Source organism: Citrobacter sp. C13, from assembly GCF_014596815.2.
In the GTDB taxonomy this organism is placed as follows: domain Bacteria; phylum Pseudomonadota; class Gammaproteobacteria; order Enterobacterales; family Enterobacteriaceae; genus Citrobacter; species Citrobacter portucalensis.
Genome location: NZ_CP115024.1, coordinates 2,807,340 through 2,826,126, shown reverse-complemented (window position 1 = coordinate 2,826,126; position 18,787 = coordinate 2,807,340). Strand labels below are relative to the sequence as shown.

The following is an 18,787-nucleotide window of genomic DNA, read 5'->3' as shown; positions in this document are numbered from 1 at the left end:
ATCCTGTCAGAAAAATGATTACGCATCGGTGCGTTTTTTCTGTTTGTTCAGGTAGAGCTGTGCATCAGATGCTTTGTAGGCATCATCAATGGTGTCGTTTGGCTGCATATTATAAATTCCGACAGAGAAGCTGATTGATCTATCTTGCGCAATAATTTGTAAGTTATAGCGAATCCTCTCCAGCAGGCGGGGCGTTAATTCACTGGGGTGATCGATGAGGATAATGCAAAACTCATCGCCACCGAGGCGGATGGCATAGTCACTTTTGCGAATGGACGTTTGAATAGCTTTGGCCAGGAGGGTGATAATGCGGTCGCCTTCCTTATGCCCCAACGTATCATTAATAACTTTTAGTTTGTCGCAATCAATAGCGATAAAGGTCACGAGGGTGCCGGAGTTTACTAACTGTTGTAAACGCTGTTCGAGCGTCGGCGTTAGAATTTTACGGTTGTAGAGCCCGGTCATCGCGTCACTGATATTTTCCCGCGTGACGTTGTGATACAGCCGAAAATGCGTTCTGACCATATTCAGCAGCAATATCGTTGCCAGTAGATAGAACGCGAATATCTTCCAGGACGAGACAATAAAGTACATAACATCAAGTGAGAGGGTGATACGTATACCGCCAGGTATGTCCTTCTCATAGTGAACATAGCGGAACAGATCGGTTTCACTTTTATGAACGAGGATCTCTTTACCTGAACTGGTATCAGAGACGGTTACGTTAAGATAACGCCAGACGAGAGGGCGGTCGCTGGTATAGAAAATATTCTGTAAATTCTCTTTGTTAATATCCACCATCACCACGCCTTTTAGCTTATTGGCGTAGTAAACCGGTGTTAAAAAGCTCATCACCTTTTTCTCGGTCAGGTTATCTTCATAAATACTGGAGATCACCGTGCGGCCAGTAAAAATACCGTCAATATCATTCTGGTCGATTCCCAGCGTGCCTTTTTGCAAAAACGACCAGTTGTGTATCGCAAATTTCCGCGAGTCGATCAGGTCATAGAAATAGACGTAGTTATTTTTAAGATCGACGTAATATCGAAATTTATACTCCAGCGTCCCTAATCCCTGACCGTAATCTTTCTGCTGGCGATTAACATTGACCGCCCGGTCAAAAGAGGGCAGCAGAAAAATGTCATCAAGTTGTTCGCTACATTTTGTTGAGGTGGTCTGCAACGTACCGTGTAATGGCAGATAGTTACGCTTAGTGAGATTGAGCCCATGAGTGCCGTTAACGCTGTCGAAAGCGTTGCAAAGTGCTTTTTGCTGTTCGAGAGAAGCAGGCCCCTGAGGGGACGAAAATGTGCGCATCAGATGAGCTGCGATGCTCTGATTTGTGTACTTATCATAGAGAAACGAGGAGTCGGCTTTCTCATTGATATAGCGCATGTACGCATTCATTGCTTTATCGCTGGCAATGAGCTCATAAACCAAAAAAGAAGATGTCAAAACAATTACGCTGACGGAGATAAAGATCCTGAGCGCTTTATGATGCAATTTCATAATGATTTACAGCCCTGTAAGTCTGATACTTCAGTCTATCACAGGGCATACATCCGCTCTAACGCTACGGGCAAGGACATTTTGTAATAAAAATCATTCGCGCGCTTCACCTTTAACTCTTAATGTTGTATTTATAATGCAACTTATAGAAAGGAGACAGGCCAATGAGCGCGACTGAAAAAGCGGGTCATACATTTTTAGCCAGCCTGGGCAAAACCCGTCTGCGTCCGGGCGGCGTTGAAGCAACCGAATGGTTGTTTAGCCAGTCACAGCTGACGCCCGGCAGCCAGGTACTTGAAGTGGCGTGCAACATGGCCACGACGGCGATAGAGTTAGTTCAACGCTATGGCTGTACCGTATACGCCATTGATATGGATAAAACCGCACTGTCAAATGCAAGGAATAACGTAGCGGCAAATGGTCTGGAAAATCATATTCATGTGATGGCTGCTAACGCCAACACTCTTCCTTTTGCGGATAACAGTTTCGATGTTGTGATTAACGAAGCCATGCTGACAATGTATGCCGATAAAGCGAAGGCGAAGTTAATTGCCGAATATTATCGCGTGTTGAAGCCCGGTGGGCGTCTGCTCACCCACGACATTATGTTCACCGCCCAGAAACTGGGCGCGGGCGATCAGGGCCAGCTTGTCGATGTGGTGAAATCAAACGTTAGTCCAATGACCAGACAAGGCTGGCGTGATTTATTTCTTAACTGCGGGTTCGAACAGGTCCTGCAACAGAATGGCAACATGTCGCTGATGTCGCCGCGCGGATTAGTTCGTGATGAAGGGCTTACGGGGGCGGTAAAAATTGTGTTTAACGGCTTACGCACGAGCGAAAATCGTCGTCGTTTCCTGAAAATGTTTCGCTTCTTCCGTTCGCAACGTCATCAACTCAATTACATTGCCTGCTGCTCTGTAAAGGGAAAATAAAAAGGATAAACGGATGAATATTGATAAGATGAAAAATCAGCATGTTGAAATCCTTGAGAAAATTTCATTTTTACGTAAGTTGAGCCAGGCAGGTGTATCATCCAACGCGCAGGAAATTGCTACTGCGATCGTTAGCATGAGTGCGATTATAAAAACGCATTTGTCTGCTGAAGATCAGTTCCTTTATCCGCATATTGAGCAGGATGGAAATAGCACGCTCAGACAGGTTAGCTCAAAATTTCAACGTGAAATGACAGATATCGTCAGTGATTATGACGTATTTTCCCGGCGCTGGAATATTGCCAGTAAATTAATAGGCAATGATGAAGCATTCAGGCGCGATGCCAACACTGTTCTACGCAAAGTGTTTGAGCGTATGCAAAAAGAAAATAAAGATTTCTATCCGCTGGTGGAAAGGATGTAGGGTCATTTTACGTGCTGAACGGAAGGCACCACACCCGGAATAAATCAGCCAGAGAAGATAACCTCTGGCTGATTTGTTTAGGTGGTTAACTATTGCTGGTCGTACTTTGTTTATGAAACAGTTCGCGGAATACCGGGTAAATATCATCCTGGTCGCGGATATGCTGCATCGCAAAGTTATCAAAGGTTGACTGTAGATGTTCGTATTCACGCCACAAGGTCTGGTGAGCGCGGCGAGTGATTTCGATATAGCTGTAATAGCGTACCACTGGCAGCAGTTTTTTCGCCAAAATCTCATGACACAGCGGTGAATCATCAGCCCAGTTATCACCGTCCGATGCCTGTGCAGCATAGATGTTCCATTGGGCAGGGTTGTAGCGATCTTTCACCACTTCATCCATTAACTTCAGCGCACTGGAGACAATGGTTCCCCCGGTTTCCTGAGAGTAGAAGAACTCGTGCTCATCCACTTCTTTCGCCTGGGTATGGTGGCGAATATAAACCACCTCCACGTTCTTATAGGTCCGACTTAAGAACAAATACAGCAGGATATAAAAACGTTTAGCCATATCTTTGGTCGACTGATCCATTGAACCAGAGACGTCCATCAGGCAGAACATCACCGCCTGGCTGGAAGGGTCGGGGCGTTTTTCATAATTCTTGTAGCGTAAATCAAAGGTGTCGATAAATGGCACGCGTTCGATTTTTGCCCGTAGTTCGGCAATCTCTTTGCGTAACCGTTCCTCTTCCAGCAACTGCGCTGGTTCGCTTTTCGCGATGGTTTCCAGATCCGCTTCGAGAGCATGCAGTTCGCGACGCTTACCCGCTGTCATCGCCGTGCGGCGCGCCAGTGAGTTTTGCAGAGATCGCACCACGCTGATGTTGGCAGGCACACCGTTAGAGGTAAAACCTGCCCGGTGCGTTTTGTACTCCGTTAACTGACGCTGCTGATTCTGTTTCAGGTTAGGAAGTGCTAAATCTTCGAACAACAGATCGAGATATTCATCTTTAGAGATCTGAAAGACGAACTCATCCTGACCCTCACCATCCTGGCTGGCCTGGCCTTGTCCGCTTCCTGAACCGCCACCGCCGCCCTGTGGGCGTTCAATGCGGTCATTCTGCACAAAATGGTCGTTACCCGGATGCACGCGATGGCGCAGACCACCACGTCCCTGATGAAACATTGGTTCGCTAATATCATCAGTCGGAATAGAGACAGATTCGCCGCTATCCACATCAGTCACCGAACGCTTGTTAATGGCCTCGGAGATCGACTGTTTAATTTGCGATTTATAACGGCGTAAGAAGCGCTGGCGGTTTACCGTGCTCTTGTTTTTGCCGTTAAGACGCCGGTCAATAAACCAGGTCATAAGCCCCCCGTACTGCCAACTGTTCGCCATGTCTGTAAGTGCCGGATGGCGCTGGCGCTATCCGGCCTACGGAACATTGTTTTGCAAGCCCGGTAAGGCATGCGCCACCGGGCACTTATGTTAAGACGATTTACGTACGCGCAAATACCATTCGCACAGTAAACGCACCTGTTTACGCGTGTAGCCTTTTTCCATCATACGGTCGACAAAATCGTCGTGTTTTTTCTGCTCGTCAGTCGAGGTTTTAGCATTGAACGAAATGACCGGCAGCAACTCCTCGGTATTGGAGAACATTTTCTTCTCAATAACCGTGCGTAGTTTTTCGTAACTGGTCCAGTTTGGATTGCGACCGCTGTTATTCGCTCTGGCACGCAGAACAAAGTTGACGATCTCGTTACGGAAATCTTTCGGGTTACTGATACCCGCCGGCTTCTCAATTTTCTCCAGTTCTGAGTTCAGCGACTCGCGGTCAAACAGCTGACCGGTATCCGGGTCGCGATACTCCTGATCCTGAATCCAGAAATCCGCATAAGTGACATAACGGTCGAAAATGTTCTGTCCGTATTCGGAATAGGATTCGAGATAAGCCGTCTGGATCTCTTTGCCGATGAATTCAGCATATTTCGGGATCAAATAGCCTTTCAGGAACTCAAGATAACGCTCAGCTTGCTCCTGCGGGAACTGTTCACGTTCGATTTGCTGCTCCAGTACGTAAAACAGATGTACCGGGTTAGCTGCCACTTCGGCATGGTCAAAGTTAAAGACGCGAGAGAGGATCTTAAACGCGAAACGCGTGGACAGACCGTTCATTCCCTCATCAACCCCGGCGTAATCCCGATACTCCTGATAGGATTTCGCTTTCGGATCGGTATCTTTCAGGCTTTCGCCATCGTAAACGCGCATCTTCGAATAAATGCTCGAGTTCTCAGGTTCTTTCAGGCGAGAAAGAATGGTAAAGCGAGAGAGCGTTTCCAGCGTGCCCGGTGCGCAAGGCGCATGGGTCAGCTCACTGTGGTTAAGCAGTTTTTCGTAAATTTTGATCTCTTCAGAGATCCGCAGGCAATAAGGCACTTTGACGATGTAAACACGGTCAAGGAACGCCTCATTGTTTTTGTTATTACGGAACGTTACCCATTCGGACTCGTTCGAGTGGGCAAGAATAATCCCGTTAAACGGCAGGGCAGAGATACCTTCTGTACCGTTGTAGTTTCCTTCCTGGGTGGCGGTCAGCAGAGGATGCAGCACTTTAATCGGTGCTTTAAACATCTCAACGAATTCCATAATCCCCTGGTTTGAGCGGCACAGTGCCCCCGAATAACCGTAGGCATCAGGATCGTTCTGGGCGTGGTGTTCGAGTTTACGAATATCCACTTTCCCGACCAGCGCAGAAATATCCTGGTTGTTTTCATCACCAGGCTCCGTTTTAGCGATAGCGATCTGCTCCAGAATAGACGGCCAGACTTTGACGACGCGGAATTTTGTAATATCCCCGCCAAAATCATGCAGACGTTTCGCAGCCCACGGGGACATGATCGTACCGAGATAGCGACGCGGGATCCCATACTCTTTTTCCAGGATCTGCGCGTCCTCCTGCGGATTAAACAGGCATAACGGATGATCGTTGACCGGGCTACGTTCGCCATTGGCACTCAGGACATAAATTGGTACTCTCTGCATCAGCGACTTCAGCCGCTCAGCAAGAGATGATTTTCCCCCTCCCACAGGCCCCAGCAGATACAGAATCTGCTTCTTCTCTTCCAGACCCTGAGCCGCATGTTTCAAATAAGAAACAATTTGCTCAATGGCGTCTTCCATGCCGTAAAACTCTTCAAAGGCGGGATAGCGTGCAATTACCCGATTCGAAAAGAGTCGAGAAAGTCGAGGTTCGTGGGCAGTGTCGACCATGACAGGCTCACCAATAGCCATTAATAGCCGCTCTGCCGCGTTGGCATAAGCACTGCGATCTTGCCGACAAGTGGTAAGAAACTCCTGCAGCGTGAACTCTTCGTCCTTGGCAGCTTCATAACGCTGGCGATAGTGATCGAATATATTCATGGTATGCCGTCCTTTCGTTTTTTAGCACATGTTAAGAGCCGTTCATATGAATAGTAGAGGCCCCTGAAGAGGTAAACTGAACGACGTCGCTGCTGAGGAAATAAGCAACTCTCATGCCATTTTAGTGGTCAGGAGATCAACGTATTCGGTGATACACCTTCTAAAATTAAGCGTAGATGGCATTTGCAAAACTTGCCTGTGTGCGCAAATGAATTTCAATGGCATATCAATAACTCATCAGCAAAAAAAGCACATCTTATGTAAAGAATTGGAGCGGGATTCATGCGGTGTTCATCGTCCTGCAAGCAAAATGTCATCACTCGCTGAGAAATTAGGGGGTTACATTCTGGGGCGAATACGTAAAATAGTTGGGCTGAAGCGTATTGGCGGTTACACTTTGACCGCTACACATTTGAATAAGGAATTATGGATTGTGACCAAACTCAAACTTCTGGCACTTAGCGTCCTTGCCGCAACCGCAGTTAGCACCGCACAGGCTGAAAGCCAGTGGACTGTTGGCGCGGGTGTCGGCGTGATTAACAGCCCATACAAACAGTATGACCGCGATGTTTACCCTGTTCCGGTTGTCACCTATGAAGGCGATAATGTGTGGTTCCACGGCTTGGGTGGCGGTTACTATTTGTGGAATGACACGACAGATAAGCTTTCCATCATGGCGTACTATGATCCGACGCATTTCAAGCCAGGTGATAGCGATAGCCATGCTTTGCGCCAACTCGACAAGCGTAAAAGCAGCATGATGGCTGGCCTCTCGTATGTACATAACACCCAGTATGGTTTCCTGCGTACTGCACTGGCGGGTGATACTCTGGATAACAGCAACGGCTTTATCTGGGATCTGGCTTGGCTCTACCGTTACACTAATGGTGGGCTGACTCTGACGCCGGGTATCGGTGTGCAGTACAGCAGCGAAAACTACAACGACTATTATTATGGCGTGTCCAATCGCGAGTCTCGCCGCAGTGGTCTGAAAAGCTACAACGCTGACGATGGATGGGATCCGTACCTGGAGTTGACCGCGAGCTATAACTTCCTTGGCAACTGGAACGTATACGGCACTGGCCGTTATGTGCGTTTGAGTGATGAAGTGAAAGACAGCCCGATGGTCGATAAGTCCTGGTCTGGCATCTTCTCGGTGGGTGTAACCTACAAGTTCTGATACTAATGCGCGTCAAACACTAGCCCGCATCAGTGCGGGCTTTTTTGTGCTTGACGGAGATGAATATTGATCTAAAACATGAGATTTGATTTTTTGTGCTGTTTTGGCATTCTGTCAGGCTACAACGAATTTTTAACGTATTATTCCTGTCGCTGTTACTAAAAATATACTTGCTATTTTATTAGCCTGTTATCTATTCATTTTTGAACGAAATAAAGTCGTGATGGTTTAGCAAATCATTGTCATGAAGTAATGGTTTGTAGCTATTCAATGCGTTGATAATACTAAAATTTACGATCGAGGTAAGCGTAATTTTCTTATTGTTAAGCGCAATGAAAATTATTGATAACTCTTTTAGCATGTTTATCTCATGGCGAAAGTTAACTTTCATGTGAAAAAAACAAAAATTAATCGATTGATTTTAATTTTACATCTTTAGGTGTTTATCTGAAAAAATTAAAATTGACATTAAATATTCCATTGCAGATATTAAGTAAACTTTAAAGTAGCGACAGCAACTCTTCATGGCATTAAATATAATACGCCATGTGGATTTTTTGAGAATAAACCTGGTATATATAATGAAAAAGTTAATCATGATAGCTGTGATGGGCGGGATTCTGGCTGGTTGTTCCACCGAGGCTTCACGCATGAATGCTTGCGAAAGTAAGGGTGTGAGCCGTGATGCCTGCTATATTGCGGAGCAAAACCGTCAGGCGACAATCAATGCTGCTGCTGAAAAACAGGCTATGGAAAACGCGCAAAACGTGTATGGCACAAATGATACTAATTCCAGCCATCACCACAAACACGATAAGTATTAAGGTGTAACGTATGAAAAAATTAATTATTATCGCTGCGTTGGTGGCTTCCTCTACTGCACCTGCGTATGCCATTAGCGAGGCTTACCGCCAGCAGTTACAGCATGAACAGAAAACCATGGTCAGTGACGCGAATGCCCCGGTACACGCCAGTAAAATCACGCCCGTGCATGTGAATAAACTTGGAGTGGACTTTAAACGTGGTGCTGATGGCATTGCTTATATTAATGGCAAACCTGCGGCAAATGATGAGAATAGTGCAGAAGCTCAGTCTTATAGCGCAGGTTTGATTTCCGTCATCGTCTATAAAAACGGAAAAATCAACGCCATGAAAGAGGGAAAATATCTAGGTCGGTTAAAATAACCACTTCGTAGTTAAGATTTTGTATTATTTCGGCCCGGGAACATCTGCTGTTCCCGGGCTTTTTATTTCGCTCGCCTTAACGATCGGTTTCCAATCCATGATGGTGCAATTTGTGCACCCTAACAGGACACATGCGCGTTGTTTTGCTTTACTGTGGTGCATTAACACAGGAGGGTGCGATGACAGCGAAACAGGTGACGTTTACAAACCAGGTATCGCTTCCTGCTATTGGGCAGGGAACATGGTACATGGGCGAGGATCCAAGCCGACGCCGGGATGAAGTGTCTGCGCTGCAGGCCGGACTGGATCTAGGCTTGCGATTGATTGATACCGCAGAAATGTACGCTGATGGTGCAGCGGAGGAGGTAGTGGGTGAAGCATTAACGGGGCGGCGTGATAGCGCTTTTTTAGTCTCGAAAGTTTACCCATGGAATGCCGGCGGACAGAAAGCCATTGCCGCCTGCGAAGCGAGCCTGCGTCGACTGAAAACTGATTATCTGGATCTCTATTTGCTGCACTGGATGGGCGATTTTTCATTTGCAGAGACCGTCGATGCCATGGAAACACTGATTGCGCAGGGGAAAATCTGCCGTTGGGGCGTCTCGAATCTCGATTATGATGATATGCAGGCGTTATGGCAGGTACCCGGTGGACGAGAGTGTGCAACTAATCAGGTGCTTTATCATTTAGCCTCGCGCGGTATTGAATATGATTTACTGCCGTGGTGCCAGCAGCAGCAGATGCCGGTCATGGCATACAGTCCGCTGGCCCAGGCGGGACGACTGCGTGGCGATTTGCTTTCTAACTCTGTGGTGAATGACATCGCGCACGCGCACAATGTTAGCGCTGCGCAGATTTTGCTGGCATGGGTGATTCGCCAGTCGGGTGTAATAGCAATTCCGAAAGCCGCAAGCGTAGCGCATGTCGAACAAAATGCCGCCGCGCTGGAGATAACGCTCTCTGTAGATGAGTTGAAGCAGTTAGATAAGGCGTATCCGGCGCCAAAAGGTAAAACCGCGCTGGATATGGCCTGATTTGCCAAATGCCGATGTTCCCACAGCTTATCAGGCCTACGGCTGCGTGTAGTTTGTAGACCGGATAAGGCGTTGGCAGCATCCGGCACGGTGCGCGGAACTGCCTGATGGCGCAGCGCTTATCAGGCCTACGGCTGCGTGTAGTTTGTAGGCCGGATAAGGCGTTGGCAGCATCCGGCACGGTGCGCGGAACTGCCTGATGCGCTGTGCTTATCAGGCCTACGGCTGCATGTAGTTTGTAGGCCGGATAAGGCGTTGGCCGCATCCGGCATGGTGCGCGGAACTGCCTGATGGCGCTGTGCTTATCAGGCCTACGGCTGCGTGTAGTTTGTAGGCCGGATAAGGCGTTGGCAGCATCCGGCACGGTGCGCGGAACTGCCTGATGGCGCTGTGCTTATCAGGCCTATGGCTGCGTGTAGTTTGTAGGCCGGATAAGGCGTTAGCCGCATCCGGCACGGTGCGCAGAGCTGTGTTAGCGTTTAGCTACACGAATAGTCTGCGCGAGGCGAGATGGTTTTTCTTCGGTGGTTTTCTGCGGAGCGGTCGCGTAAGCCGTTTCTACACAAACAAACGTTTTGTAGCCATCATCCGGCATGTCGCCCATGCTGACGGACAGCGCCGGGCCAGGGTTCCAGCCCACGACATTCAGGTGGTGGTGATGGACAACGTCGATATTGCGATTCAACGCATCATCATGAATCACGCTACACGCTTCCGGATTCAGATAAACGCGATCGGTGCGGTCCGGGAAGGTCTGGATACCATCAGCCAGCACATCTTCTTTAGCATCATTCACTTTATCGATCAGGCGATCGCCAAGACCACTGACTTTCACTGCCGCAATGTCACCAACGTTGAAATAGGTATGCAGTGCCGAGGTGGTTTCAAACTCACCATGAGCTTCCAGCTCCATCTCACAGGTGGCTCCCACTTTGAAGCGGGCCAGTAGGCAAAACTCGTGTGGCCAAAGCTGACGCGTTTCAGCGTTGCTCTGCAGTTCAAACGTCAGCACCACGCCATTGTCGTCTTCGTTGTGAGCTTTCAGCGTCCATGGCAGATTGCGGGCAAAACCATGCGAAGGCAGGCCCTGCTGAGCAGCCGGACCAAACCACGGCCAGCAAATTGGTACGCCGCCACGCAGCGCTACGCCGGTTTTAAACGGGGTATTATTACTTAGCCACAGGACTTCCTCTTCACCATTTGGTTTCCAGGAAAGAAGATGTGCGCCCTGCAGTGCGAAAGAAGCTTTAACCTGTGGGTGATCGACAACAAGAACCTCAAGCTCATCAAGCTGACGGCGGGAGAGGACAGGGGTAATTTGTTCGATTACCGGAAGTGCAAAAATTTTATTAATCATTACGCAATCCTTTCTTCAGGCAAAAAAAAGAGCGACCTGAGTCGCTCTTACAGATTACTGTTTCATCTCAACTTATTTGGAGATGTGTGCAATCAGGTCCAGAACTTTGTTGGAGTAGCCGGTTTCGTTGTCGTACCAGGATACCAGTTTCACGAAGTTGTCGTTCAGTGCGATACCAGCTTTAGCATCGAACACGGAAGTGCAAACTTCACCGTTGAAATCGGTAGATACTACGTCGTCTTCGGTGTAACCCAGAACGCCTTTCATCGGGCCTTCGGAAGCAGCTTTGATTGCTTTCTTAATTTCTTCGTAAGAAGCAGCTTTTTCCAGACGAACAGTCAGGTCAACAACGGATACGTTCGGGGTAGGAACGCGGAACGCCATACCAGTCAGTTTGCCGTTCAGTTCTGGCAGTACTTTACCTACAGCTTTAGCTGCACCGGTAGAGGACGGGATGATGTTCTGGGATGCGCCGCGGCCGCCGCGCCAGTCTTTGTGAGACGGGCCATCAACGGTTTTCTGAGTAGCGGTGGTCGCGTGAACAGTAGTCATCAGACCTTCGATGATGCCGAAGTTGTCGTTGATAACTTTAGCCAGCGGAGCCAGGCAGTTAGTGGTGCAGGAAGCGTTAGAAACGATGTCCTGACCTTCGTATTTGTCAAAGTTAGCGCCTTTAACAAACATCGGAGTGTTATCTTTGGACGGACCAGTCAGAACCACTTTTTTCGCGCCAGCAGTGATGTGCTTACGAGCGGTTTCATCTGTCAGGAACAGGCCAGTAGCTTCAGCTACTACGTCAACACCAACTTCGTCCCATTTCAGGTTAGCCGGATCACGTTCAGCGGTAACACGGATTTTTTTACCGTTTACGATCAGATGACCGTCTTTCACTTCAACGGTACCGTTGAAACGGCCGTGAGTGGAGTCATATTTCAGCATGTAAGCCATGTAGTCAGCGTCTAACAGGTCGTTGATTGCAACGATCTCGATGTCAGAGCGTTCTTGAGCAGCACGGAAAACAATGCGACCGATACGGCCAAAACCGTTGATACCTACTTTGATAGTCATATATTCCACCAGCTATTTGTTAGTGAATAAAAGGTTGCCTGTAAAATTACAAAAACCTTACGCAGCGTCAAGCGGAATCGTGTCAATCATTGCGACAAATCAATCTGCTGCCTAAGCTTTGCGCAACTGACTCGCCTCACTCTTCCTTTGGGCTTGAAACCACATGGGGTCGGCGGCCCGAATTTTAAAGGGCAATCAAGATAAAAACGTGATTCTGATCACGAATTGCAGGCTGCCATTTCGCAAGGATCAAGTTTAGAACAAAAGTTCGCACTCCGGTGTTAATGTTTTGTTAGAATCTGTCTCGCGATGTGAGTTTAGATAAAGCGAGATGTGAGCAAATGGCTAATCAACCTTCTCCAGAAGAACTGAAAAAAAATTTAACCGAAATGCAGTTCTACGTAACGCAGAATCACGGGACAGAACCGCCATTTACCGGACGTTTGCTACATAACAAACGTGACGGCATCTACCACTGTTTGATCTGCGACAATCCGCTATTTCGTTCCGAGACAAAATATGACTCTGGCTGCGGCTGGCCCAGCTTTTACGAGCCTGTCAGCGATGAGGCTATCCGTTACATAAAAGATACGTCACACGGCATGCAGCGCATTGAAATCCGCTGCGGAAACTGTGATGCGCACCTGGGACACGTCTTCCCGGATGGTCCGAAACCTACCGGTGAACGGTACTGCGTTAACTCAGCGTCTTTGAACTTCACCGATGGTGAAAACGGTGAGCAAACCAAGGGTTGAAGAAACGATTCAGCAAATTATTCTACGGAGAGTGGATTTAACATGAATCTTGATGAGATGATCAACAGCATGACGCCGGAAGTTTATCAGCGCTTATCGACTGCCGTTGAGCTAGGGAAATGGCCGGATGGCGTAGCGCTAACGGCAGAACAAAAAGAGAATAGCTTACAGCTGGTGATGTTATGGCAGGCGCGAAACAATATTGACGCACAGCATATGACGATTGATACCAACGGTGAGATGGTTATGAAGAGCAAGCAGCAGTTGAAGGTTGAGTTTGGTATTACGCCAGAACCGATTGCGACGTTTAAATCCTGATTACCCAGGCCCGGCAAACATCTGTGTCGGGCCTGCAGTTGATATTATTTCTTGTTCATCATCGCCTTCAGATCGGCGAATGGGTTGTATTTCGCTTCGCCTACGGCCTTTTGCGCATCTTCTCCTGCAACCACCGTTGAACCATACTGGTCCGCTTCCGTATATTTGGAATGCTCGTGATCGTGGCAGTACAGGCACAACATTTCCCAGTTGCTACCATCTTCCGGGTTATTCGAGTGATCGTGATCGATATGGTGTACCGTCAACTCGCGCAAATTTGAATACACGAACTCACGGGAACAGCGTCCGCAGACCCAGGGAAAGAGTTTAAGCGCCTTTTCCCGGTAACCGACTTCCAGACGGGCGTAATTTTTAGGGATAAAAGCCATAAAGCTCATGCCTCCAGTAGAAATGAAGAGCTGCGCCAAAAGCTGGCGCAGCGGAATGCGTTAATCATAACCTATTGTGTCAGGTGTTGGGATCAGTGTTTGATGCCTAACGAATCGGCTAACTGCTTCGCCAACTGATTATTGTCATCTGCGCCGTACTCCCAGAACATGGCGCCTGCCAACCCTTTGCTTTTGATGTAGTCGGCTTTGATCGCCACTGAACGCGGGTTTTCATAGGAGAGGGCAAAGAGTTTTTTTCCATCCGCAGACTGTACCGACAGCCACGGCACTTTCGCTTCATCATCCCAATGTTGGCTAAAGCGTTTTTGCGGATCGTTAATCAACTTCGCCACAATATCGTTGTACTTCACGTAGGTATCTTTGCTCAGGTCGATGCCCAGTGATTTGAACAACTCAATTTGAGCTGACTCGAAATAGGGCAGGGTAGCCGGGTTTTTCTGCGCGTCAGGTTTGCTCCAGTCAATACCTGGCTCAACGGCGCGTTTTGGTACGCGGCCATAAAAGCCAATGCCCAGATTCATTTGACTCGGTTTCAGACCGGCGGCGAGATAGTTATTGACCACAAAATCGGCGCTGTACTTATCCGCTGCGGCGACCGTCGGCCATTGCGTCGAATCATACAGGTTCGAGTTGAAATATTGGGTGCCGTAAGCCATGTCGTAGGTCATCAGGTTGATGTAGTCGAGCGATGGTGCAATGGCTTTGACATCCACCCAGCTTTTCGGACTTTCTGCATTTGCGCCCACGGCGATGGTCAGCAGTTTTTTATGCCCCAATGCGGCGCGCAGCTCTGTTAATAGCGCGGTGAAGTTAGCGCGGTCAGCCGGTTGGCTTTCGACCAGTCCCCAGGCGCCGTTAACCGGATATTCCCAGTCGAGATCGATGCCATCCAGACCATATTTCGCAATTATCTCCTGCGCAGACTGAATAAACACTGCGCGTGTTTCCTTCGTTGCTGCCGCGCCAGAGAATCCACGCGCTCCCCAACCGCCGACGGAAAGCAAAACTTTCAGGTTTGGATTTTGTTTACGCAGCTGTGGAATTTTCAGCAAATCATCCTGCACTTTCTGTGAAAGCCAAATCTGATGCAGTTTGCTGGCGTCTTTTAAGGCGTCATTGGTCTCGTCTTTTTCGTTGTTATAGACAAGGCCAAACGAATAGTTGAGATGGGTTATCTGGCGAACATCCAGTTTATTGATGTCGCCACCGGGACCGGCAGTGACGTCGCCGCCACCATTAAAGTAGCCAACTGACATCAGTGAACTGGCGGAAACAACGCTGGCGCAGAGCAGGGGTAGTGCTGCCAACAAAGGCAATAGTTTCATCGGTGTTCCTCTTTGACATTTAAACAAGCAAACACGCCACGGAAATGGCGTGGCGAAAAAAACAGCACCCACAGGTTAACAGTTTCATAACAGGAAAAATGCGAAGGGGTTCACGCCATTTTAGCGAAGCGGCAGCCTCGTTCACTTGGGTTTCAGTTCAACTTTGCATTTATTTGTGATCTTGGTTGTGAAATACAGATTAAAATCTGTGTTTTAAAGATTTGGTGTTGACCTCAAAAATTATATGGATAAGTATGATGGTCACTGATGCAAAACTAAACACAAAGGAAAATTCCATGAAAGCACTGGCAAGATTTGGCAAGGCCTTTGGCGGCTACAAGATGATTGATGTTCCGGAACCGGTATGTGGTCCGGATGACGTTGTGATTGAAATTAAGGCTGCTGCTATCTGCGGCGCTGACATGAAACACTACAATGTCGACAGTGGATCCGAGCAGTTTAATTCGATTCGTGGTCATGAATTTGCGGGTCAAATTGTGCAGGTTGGCGACAAGGTTAAGGACTGGAAGGTGGGACAGCGAGTTGTGTCTGACAACAGCGGGCACGTTTGCGGCGTTTGTCCGGCCTGTGAACAGGGCGATTTTCTTTGTTGTACAGAAAAGGTGAATTTAGGTCTGGACAACAATACCTGGGGCGGTGGGTTTTCTAAATATTGTCTGGTCCCTGGGGAAATACTCAAAATTCACCGCCATGCTCTGTGGGAAATCCCGGCAGGGGTAGATTATGAAGAGGCGGCTGTACTGGATCCTATATGCAATGCCTACAAATCTATCGCTCAGCAATCCAAATTTCTTCCAGGCCAGGATGTGGTGGTCTTTGGTACCGGTCCATTAGGACTCTTTTCCGTTCAAATGGCGCGCATTATGGGGGCCGTTAATATTGTGATGGTCGGGCTGGAAGAGGATGTTGCCGTACGCTTCCCGATCGCCAAAGAGCTGGGTGCGACAGCTGTCGTTAACGGTTCGACCGAAGATGTGGTTGCACGCTGCCAGGAAATCTGTGGTAAAGACAATCTGGGGCTGGTCATCGAATGTTCTGGTGCCAATATCGCCCTAAAACAATCGATCGAAATGCTGCGCCCGAATGGTGAAGTTGTTCGCGTCGGTATGGGCTTTAAACCTCTCGATTTCTCCATCAACGATATCACCGCGTGGAATAAAAGCATCATTGGCCATATGGCCTACGATTCCACATCCTGGCGCAATGCTATACGCCTGCTGGCCAGCGGCGCAATCAACGTTAAACCGATGATCACTCACCGTATCGGCCTGTCGCAATGGCGCGAAGGGTTTGACGCCATGGTCGATAAAACCGCGATTAAAGTCATCATGACTTACGACTTTGATGAATAACATGTTTATTAAAAGGATGTTATCGCATGGAACAAATAGCAAAACCGCACTGCGGCGCCAGGCTGGACAGGCTACCTGACTGCCGTTGGCACACGTCGATTTTTGCGATGGTTGCCTTTGGATTACTGGTTTGTTGGAGTAATGCCGTTGGCGGATTAATTCTCGCGCAGTTAAAAGAGCTTGGTTGGACCGATAATTCCACCACCGCCACGTTTTCTGCCATTACGACGGCGGGAATGTTTCTCGGCGCGCTCGGTGGGGGAATTATCGGCGATAAAACCGGACGTAAAAACGCATTTATTTTGTATGAAGCGATTCATATTATTTCTATGATCGTTGGCGCGTTTTCACCCAATATGACTTTCCTGATCGCCTGCCGTTTTGTAATGGGAGTTGGATTAGGCGCGCTGTTGGTGACTCTGTTTGCCGGGTTCACCGAATATATGCCAGGCAGAAATCGCGGCACCTGGTCAAGCCGGGTCTCGTTTATCGGTAACTGGTCTTATCCGCTCTGTTCGCTGATCGCGATGGGATTGACGCCGTTAATCAGCGCCGAATGGAACTGGCGCGTGCAGTTGCTGATCCCGGCCGTACTGTCGCTTGTGGCGACAGTTATTGCCTGGCGTAGTTTCCCAGAGTCGCCTCGTTGGCTGGAATCCCGCGGACGCTACGCCGAAGCTGAAAAGGTGATGCGGGCCATTGAAGAAGGGGTTGTTCAGCAGACCGGCAAGCCACTGCCGCCTGTGGTATTTGAAGATGACGGCAAAGCCCCGCGCACAGTTCCTTACTCGGCCTTATTAACGGGTGTGTTACTCAAGCGCGTTATTTTAGGTTCCTTTGTCCTGATTGCCATGAACGTCGTCCAGTACACCTTAATTAATTGGCTACCGACAATATTTATGACTCAGGGTATTAATCTGAAAGACTCCATTGTCTTAAATACCATGAGTATGTTCGGCGCGCCGTTTGGGATTTTTATCGCCATGCTGGTAATGGATAAAATTCCCAGAAAGACAATGGGTGTGGGATTATTAGTGTTAATTGCCGTGCTGGGATATATCTATTCACTGCAAACCAGCATGCTACTGATTACGCTAATTGGTTTCTTCCTGATTACTTTTGTCTATATGTACGTTTGTTACGCCTCGGCAGTCTATGTTCCGGAAATATGGCCGACCGAAGCGAAACTTCGCGGTTCTGGTCTGGCGAATGCGGTAGGGCGTATCAGCGGTATCGCCGCGCCTTATGCGGTCGCGGTATTGCTTAACGGTTATGGAGTGACGGGTGTATTTGTACTGCTGGGTGCGGTCTCCATTATTGTCGCTGTCGCCATTGCTACCATCGGAATTGAAACCAAAGGCGTCTCTGTCGAAAGTCTCGGTATTGATGCAGTTACCAGCAAATAATATTGATGGGAAATAAAATGAAAAATTCAAAAGCGATATTAAAAACGCCGGGCACGATGAAAATTATTGCCGCCGATATCCCGGTACCCAAAGAGCATGAAGTACTGATCAAAATTGAATACGTAGGTATTTGCGGTTCAGATGTTCACGGTTTCGAATCAGGTCCCTTTATTCCGCCAAAAGACCCGAACCAGGAAATTGGCCTCGGACATGAATGTGCCGGTACGGTGGTGGCGGTAGGAAATCGCGTCAGTAAATTTAAACCGGGCGACCGGGTGAACATTGAACCCGGCGTGCCGTGCGGTCACTGCCGCTACTGTCTGGAGGGCAAATACAACATCTGTCCTGATGTCGACTTTATGGCCACGCAGCCTAATTATCGCGGCGCGCTAACCCACTATCTGTGCCATCCGGAGAGCTTCACTTACAAGCTGCCCGATAACATGGACACCATGGAAGGCGCGCTGGTAGAGCCTGCGGCGGTAGGGATGCATGCCGCAATGCTGGCGGACGTTAAACCGGGCAAGAAAATCGTCATTTTGGGGGCGGGCTGTATTGGTTTAATGACCCTGCAAGCCTGTAAATGTTTGGGTGCTACCGACATCGCCGTTGTTGATGTCCTGGAAAAGCGTCTGGCCATGGCCGAGCAGCTTGGCGCGACGACTGTGATCAACGGGGCGAAAGAGGACACCGTTGCCCGCTGTCAGCAGTTCTCCGGCGATATGGGGGCTGACATTGTTTTTGAAACTGCCGGCTCGGCAATCACCGTTAAGCAGGCTCCGTACCTGGTGATGCGCGGTGGGAAAATCATGATCGTTGGGACGGTTCCTGGTGATTCGGCAATTAATTTCCTCAAAATTAACCGTGAAGTCTCCATTCAGACTGTTTTCCGCTACGCCAACCGCTATCCGGTCACTATTGAAGCCATTTCCTCCGGGCGTTTCGATGTCAAGTCGATGGTGACGCATATTTATGATTATGAAGATGTTCAGCGCGCGTTTGATGAGTCAGTTAACAACAAACGTGAAATTATCAAAGGCGTTATTAAAGTTAACCATTAATTTATTGAAAAGGGAGAAACAAC

At 48.5% G+C, this 18,787-nt stretch carries 18 protein-coding genes; 11 read left to right on the top strand and 7 right to left on the bottom strand.

Annotated features, from left to right (window positions below):
• Nucleotides 1–18 precede the first annotated feature (18 nt).
• Nucleotides 19–1,509, bottom strand: a complete 1,491-nt coding sequence (gene dgcJ / locus IB222_RS13505; RefSeq protein WP_148362089.1) for a diguanylate cyclase DgcJ — start codon at nucleotides 1,507–1,509, stop codon at nucleotides 19–21.
• Nucleotides 1,510–1,673: 164 nt separating this feature from the next.
• Here dgcJ and IB222_RS13500 point away from each other — a divergent pair, with 164 nt between their 5' ends.
• Both IB222_RS13500 and IB222_RS13495 read left to right on the top strand, forming a co-directional pair.
• Nucleotides 1,674–2,444, top strand: a complete 771-nt coding sequence (locus IB222_RS13500) for a class I SAM-dependent methyltransferase (protein ID WP_008784518.1) — start codon at nucleotides 1,674–1,676, stop codon at nucleotides 2,442–2,444.
• 13 nt (nucleotides 2,445–2,457) lie between these two features.
• Nucleotides 2,458–2,868 carry a hemerythrin domain-containing protein gene (locus IB222_RS13495; protein ID WP_148362088.1) on the top strand — a complete coding sequence of 137 codons (411 nt, stop codon included), beginning with the start codon at nucleotides 2,458–2,460 and terminating at the stop codon, nucleotides 2,866–2,868.
• An 85-nt stretch (nucleotides 2,869–2,953) separates the two neighbouring features.
• Here IB222_RS13495 and IB222_RS13490 read toward each other — a convergent pair whose 3' ends face one another.
• Complete coding sequence (locus IB222_RS13490; RefSeq protein WP_003832459.1) at nucleotides 2,954–4,237, bottom strand: YeaH/YhbH family protein; 1,284 nt, start codon at nucleotides 4,235–4,237, stop codon at nucleotides 2,954–2,956.
• Between the two features lie 120 nt (nucleotides 4,238–4,357).
• Nucleotides 4,358–6,292 carry a protein kinase YeaG gene (yeaG, locus tag IB222_RS13485; protein ID WP_003030707.1) on the bottom strand — a complete coding sequence of 645 codons (1,935 nt, stop codon included), beginning with the start codon at nucleotides 6,290–6,292 and terminating at the stop codon, nucleotides 4,358–4,360.
• A gap of 433 nt (nucleotides 6,293–6,725) precedes the next feature.
• Between yeaG and IB222_RS13480 the strand changes: the two genes are divergently transcribed.
• The 4 genes from IB222_RS13480 to IB222_RS13465 all read left to right on the top strand — a co-directional run bounded on the left by IB222_RS13480 (nucleotide 6,726) and on the right by IB222_RS13465 (nucleotide 9,691).
• Nucleotides 6,726–7,472 (top strand): MipA/OmpV family protein, encoded by a 747-nt coding sequence (locus IB222_RS13480; RefSeq protein ID WP_148362087.1) that lies wholly within the window; start codon nucleotides 6,726–6,728, stop codon nucleotides 7,470–7,472.
• Between the two features lie 581 nt (nucleotides 7,473–8,053).
• Nucleotides 8,054–8,296: a hypothetical protein gene (locus IB222_RS13475; protein ID WP_148362086.1), complete on the top strand. Its 243-nt coding sequence runs from the start codon at nucleotides 8,054–8,056 to the stop codon at nucleotides 8,294–8,296.
• Between the two features lie 10 nt (nucleotides 8,297–8,306).
• Entirely contained in the window at nucleotides 8,307–8,657 is a 351-nt protein-coding gene (locus IB222_RS13470) for a hypothetical protein (RefSeq protein WP_148362085.1), read from the top strand.
• A gap of 179 nt (nucleotides 8,658–8,836) precedes the next feature.
• Nucleotides 8,837–9,691, top strand: coding sequence for an aldo/keto reductase (locus IB222_RS13465; RefSeq protein ID WP_126956079.1), 855 nt, complete (start codon nucleotides 8,837–8,839; stop codon nucleotides 9,689–9,691).
• 472 nt (nucleotides 9,692–10,163) lie between these two features.
• On the opposite strand, the gene IB222_RS13460 is transcribed toward IB222_RS13465, so the two are convergent.
• Both IB222_RS13460 and gapA read right to left on the bottom strand, forming a co-directional pair.
• A complete protein-coding gene (locus tag IB222_RS13460; RefSeq protein ID WP_123267004.1) occupies nucleotides 10,164–11,048 on the bottom strand; it encodes a D-hexose-6-phosphate mutarotase in 885 nt (294 codons plus the stop codon).
• Nucleotides 11,049–11,120: 72 nt separating this feature from the next.
• Nucleotides 11,121–12,116, bottom strand: a complete 996-nt coding sequence (gene gapA, locus IB222_RS13455) for a glyceraldehyde-3-phosphate dehydrogenase (RefSeq protein WP_003030697.1) — start codon at nucleotides 12,114–12,116, stop codon at nucleotides 11,121–11,123.
• 341 nt (nucleotides 12,117–12,457) lie between these two features.
• Between gapA and msrB the strand changes: the two genes are divergently transcribed.
• A complete protein-coding gene (gene msrB / locus IB222_RS13450; protein WP_003832475.1) occupies nucleotides 12,458–12,871 on the top strand; it encodes a peptide-methionine (R)-S-oxide reductase MsrB in 414 nt (137 codons plus the stop codon).
• 42 nt (nucleotides 12,872–12,913) lie between these two features.
• Nucleotides 12,914–13,189, top strand: a complete 276-nt coding sequence (locus IB222_RS13445) for a YeaC family protein (protein ID WP_003030693.1) — start codon at nucleotides 12,914–12,916, stop codon at nucleotides 13,187–13,189.
• A 44-nt stretch (nucleotides 13,190–13,233) separates the two neighbouring features.
• On the opposite strand, the gene yajD is transcribed toward IB222_RS13445, so the two are convergent.
• The gene (yajD, locus tag IB222_RS13440; protein WP_003832478.1) at nucleotides 13,234–13,578 is read right to left on the bottom strand and encodes an HNH nuclease YajD; all 345 of its coding nucleotides are present in this window, start codon (nucleotides 13,576–13,578) and stop codon (nucleotides 13,234–13,236) included.
• Nucleotides 13,579–13,670: 92 nt separating this feature from the next.
• Nucleotides 13,671–14,924 carry a glycoside hydrolase family 18 protein gene (locus tag IB222_RS13435; RefSeq protein ID WP_149384622.1) on the bottom strand — a complete coding sequence of 418 codons (1,254 nt, stop codon included), beginning with the start codon at nucleotides 14,922–14,924 and terminating at the stop codon, nucleotides 13,671–13,673.
• A 296-nt stretch (nucleotides 14,925–15,220) separates the two neighbouring features.
• On the opposite strand from IB222_RS13435, the gene IB222_RS13430 reads away from it, so the two are divergent.
• Genes IB222_RS13430 through IB222_RS13420 form a run of 3 tightly spaced genes read left to right on the top strand, consistent with a single transcriptional unit; the run spans nucleotide 15,221 to nucleotide 18,764 of the window.
• Nucleotides 15,221–16,297: a zinc-binding dehydrogenase gene (locus tag IB222_RS13430; protein ID WP_003832481.1), complete on the top strand. Its 1,077-nt coding sequence runs from the start codon at nucleotides 15,221–15,223 to the stop codon at nucleotides 16,295–16,297.
• A gap of 26 nt (nucleotides 16,298–16,323) precedes the next feature.
• Nucleotides 16,324–17,703 (top strand): MFS transporter, encoded by a 1,380-nt coding sequence (locus IB222_RS13425; protein ID WP_149280846.1) that lies wholly within the window; start codon nucleotides 16,324–16,326, stop codon nucleotides 17,701–17,703.
• 17 nt (nucleotides 17,704–17,720) lie between these two features.
• Nucleotides 17,721–18,764, top strand: a complete 1,044-nt coding sequence (locus tag IB222_RS13420; protein WP_003832485.1) for an NAD(P)-dependent alcohol dehydrogenase — start codon at nucleotides 17,721–17,723, stop codon at nucleotides 18,762–18,764.
• The last annotated feature ends 23 nt before the right edge of the window (nucleotides 18,765–18,787 follow it).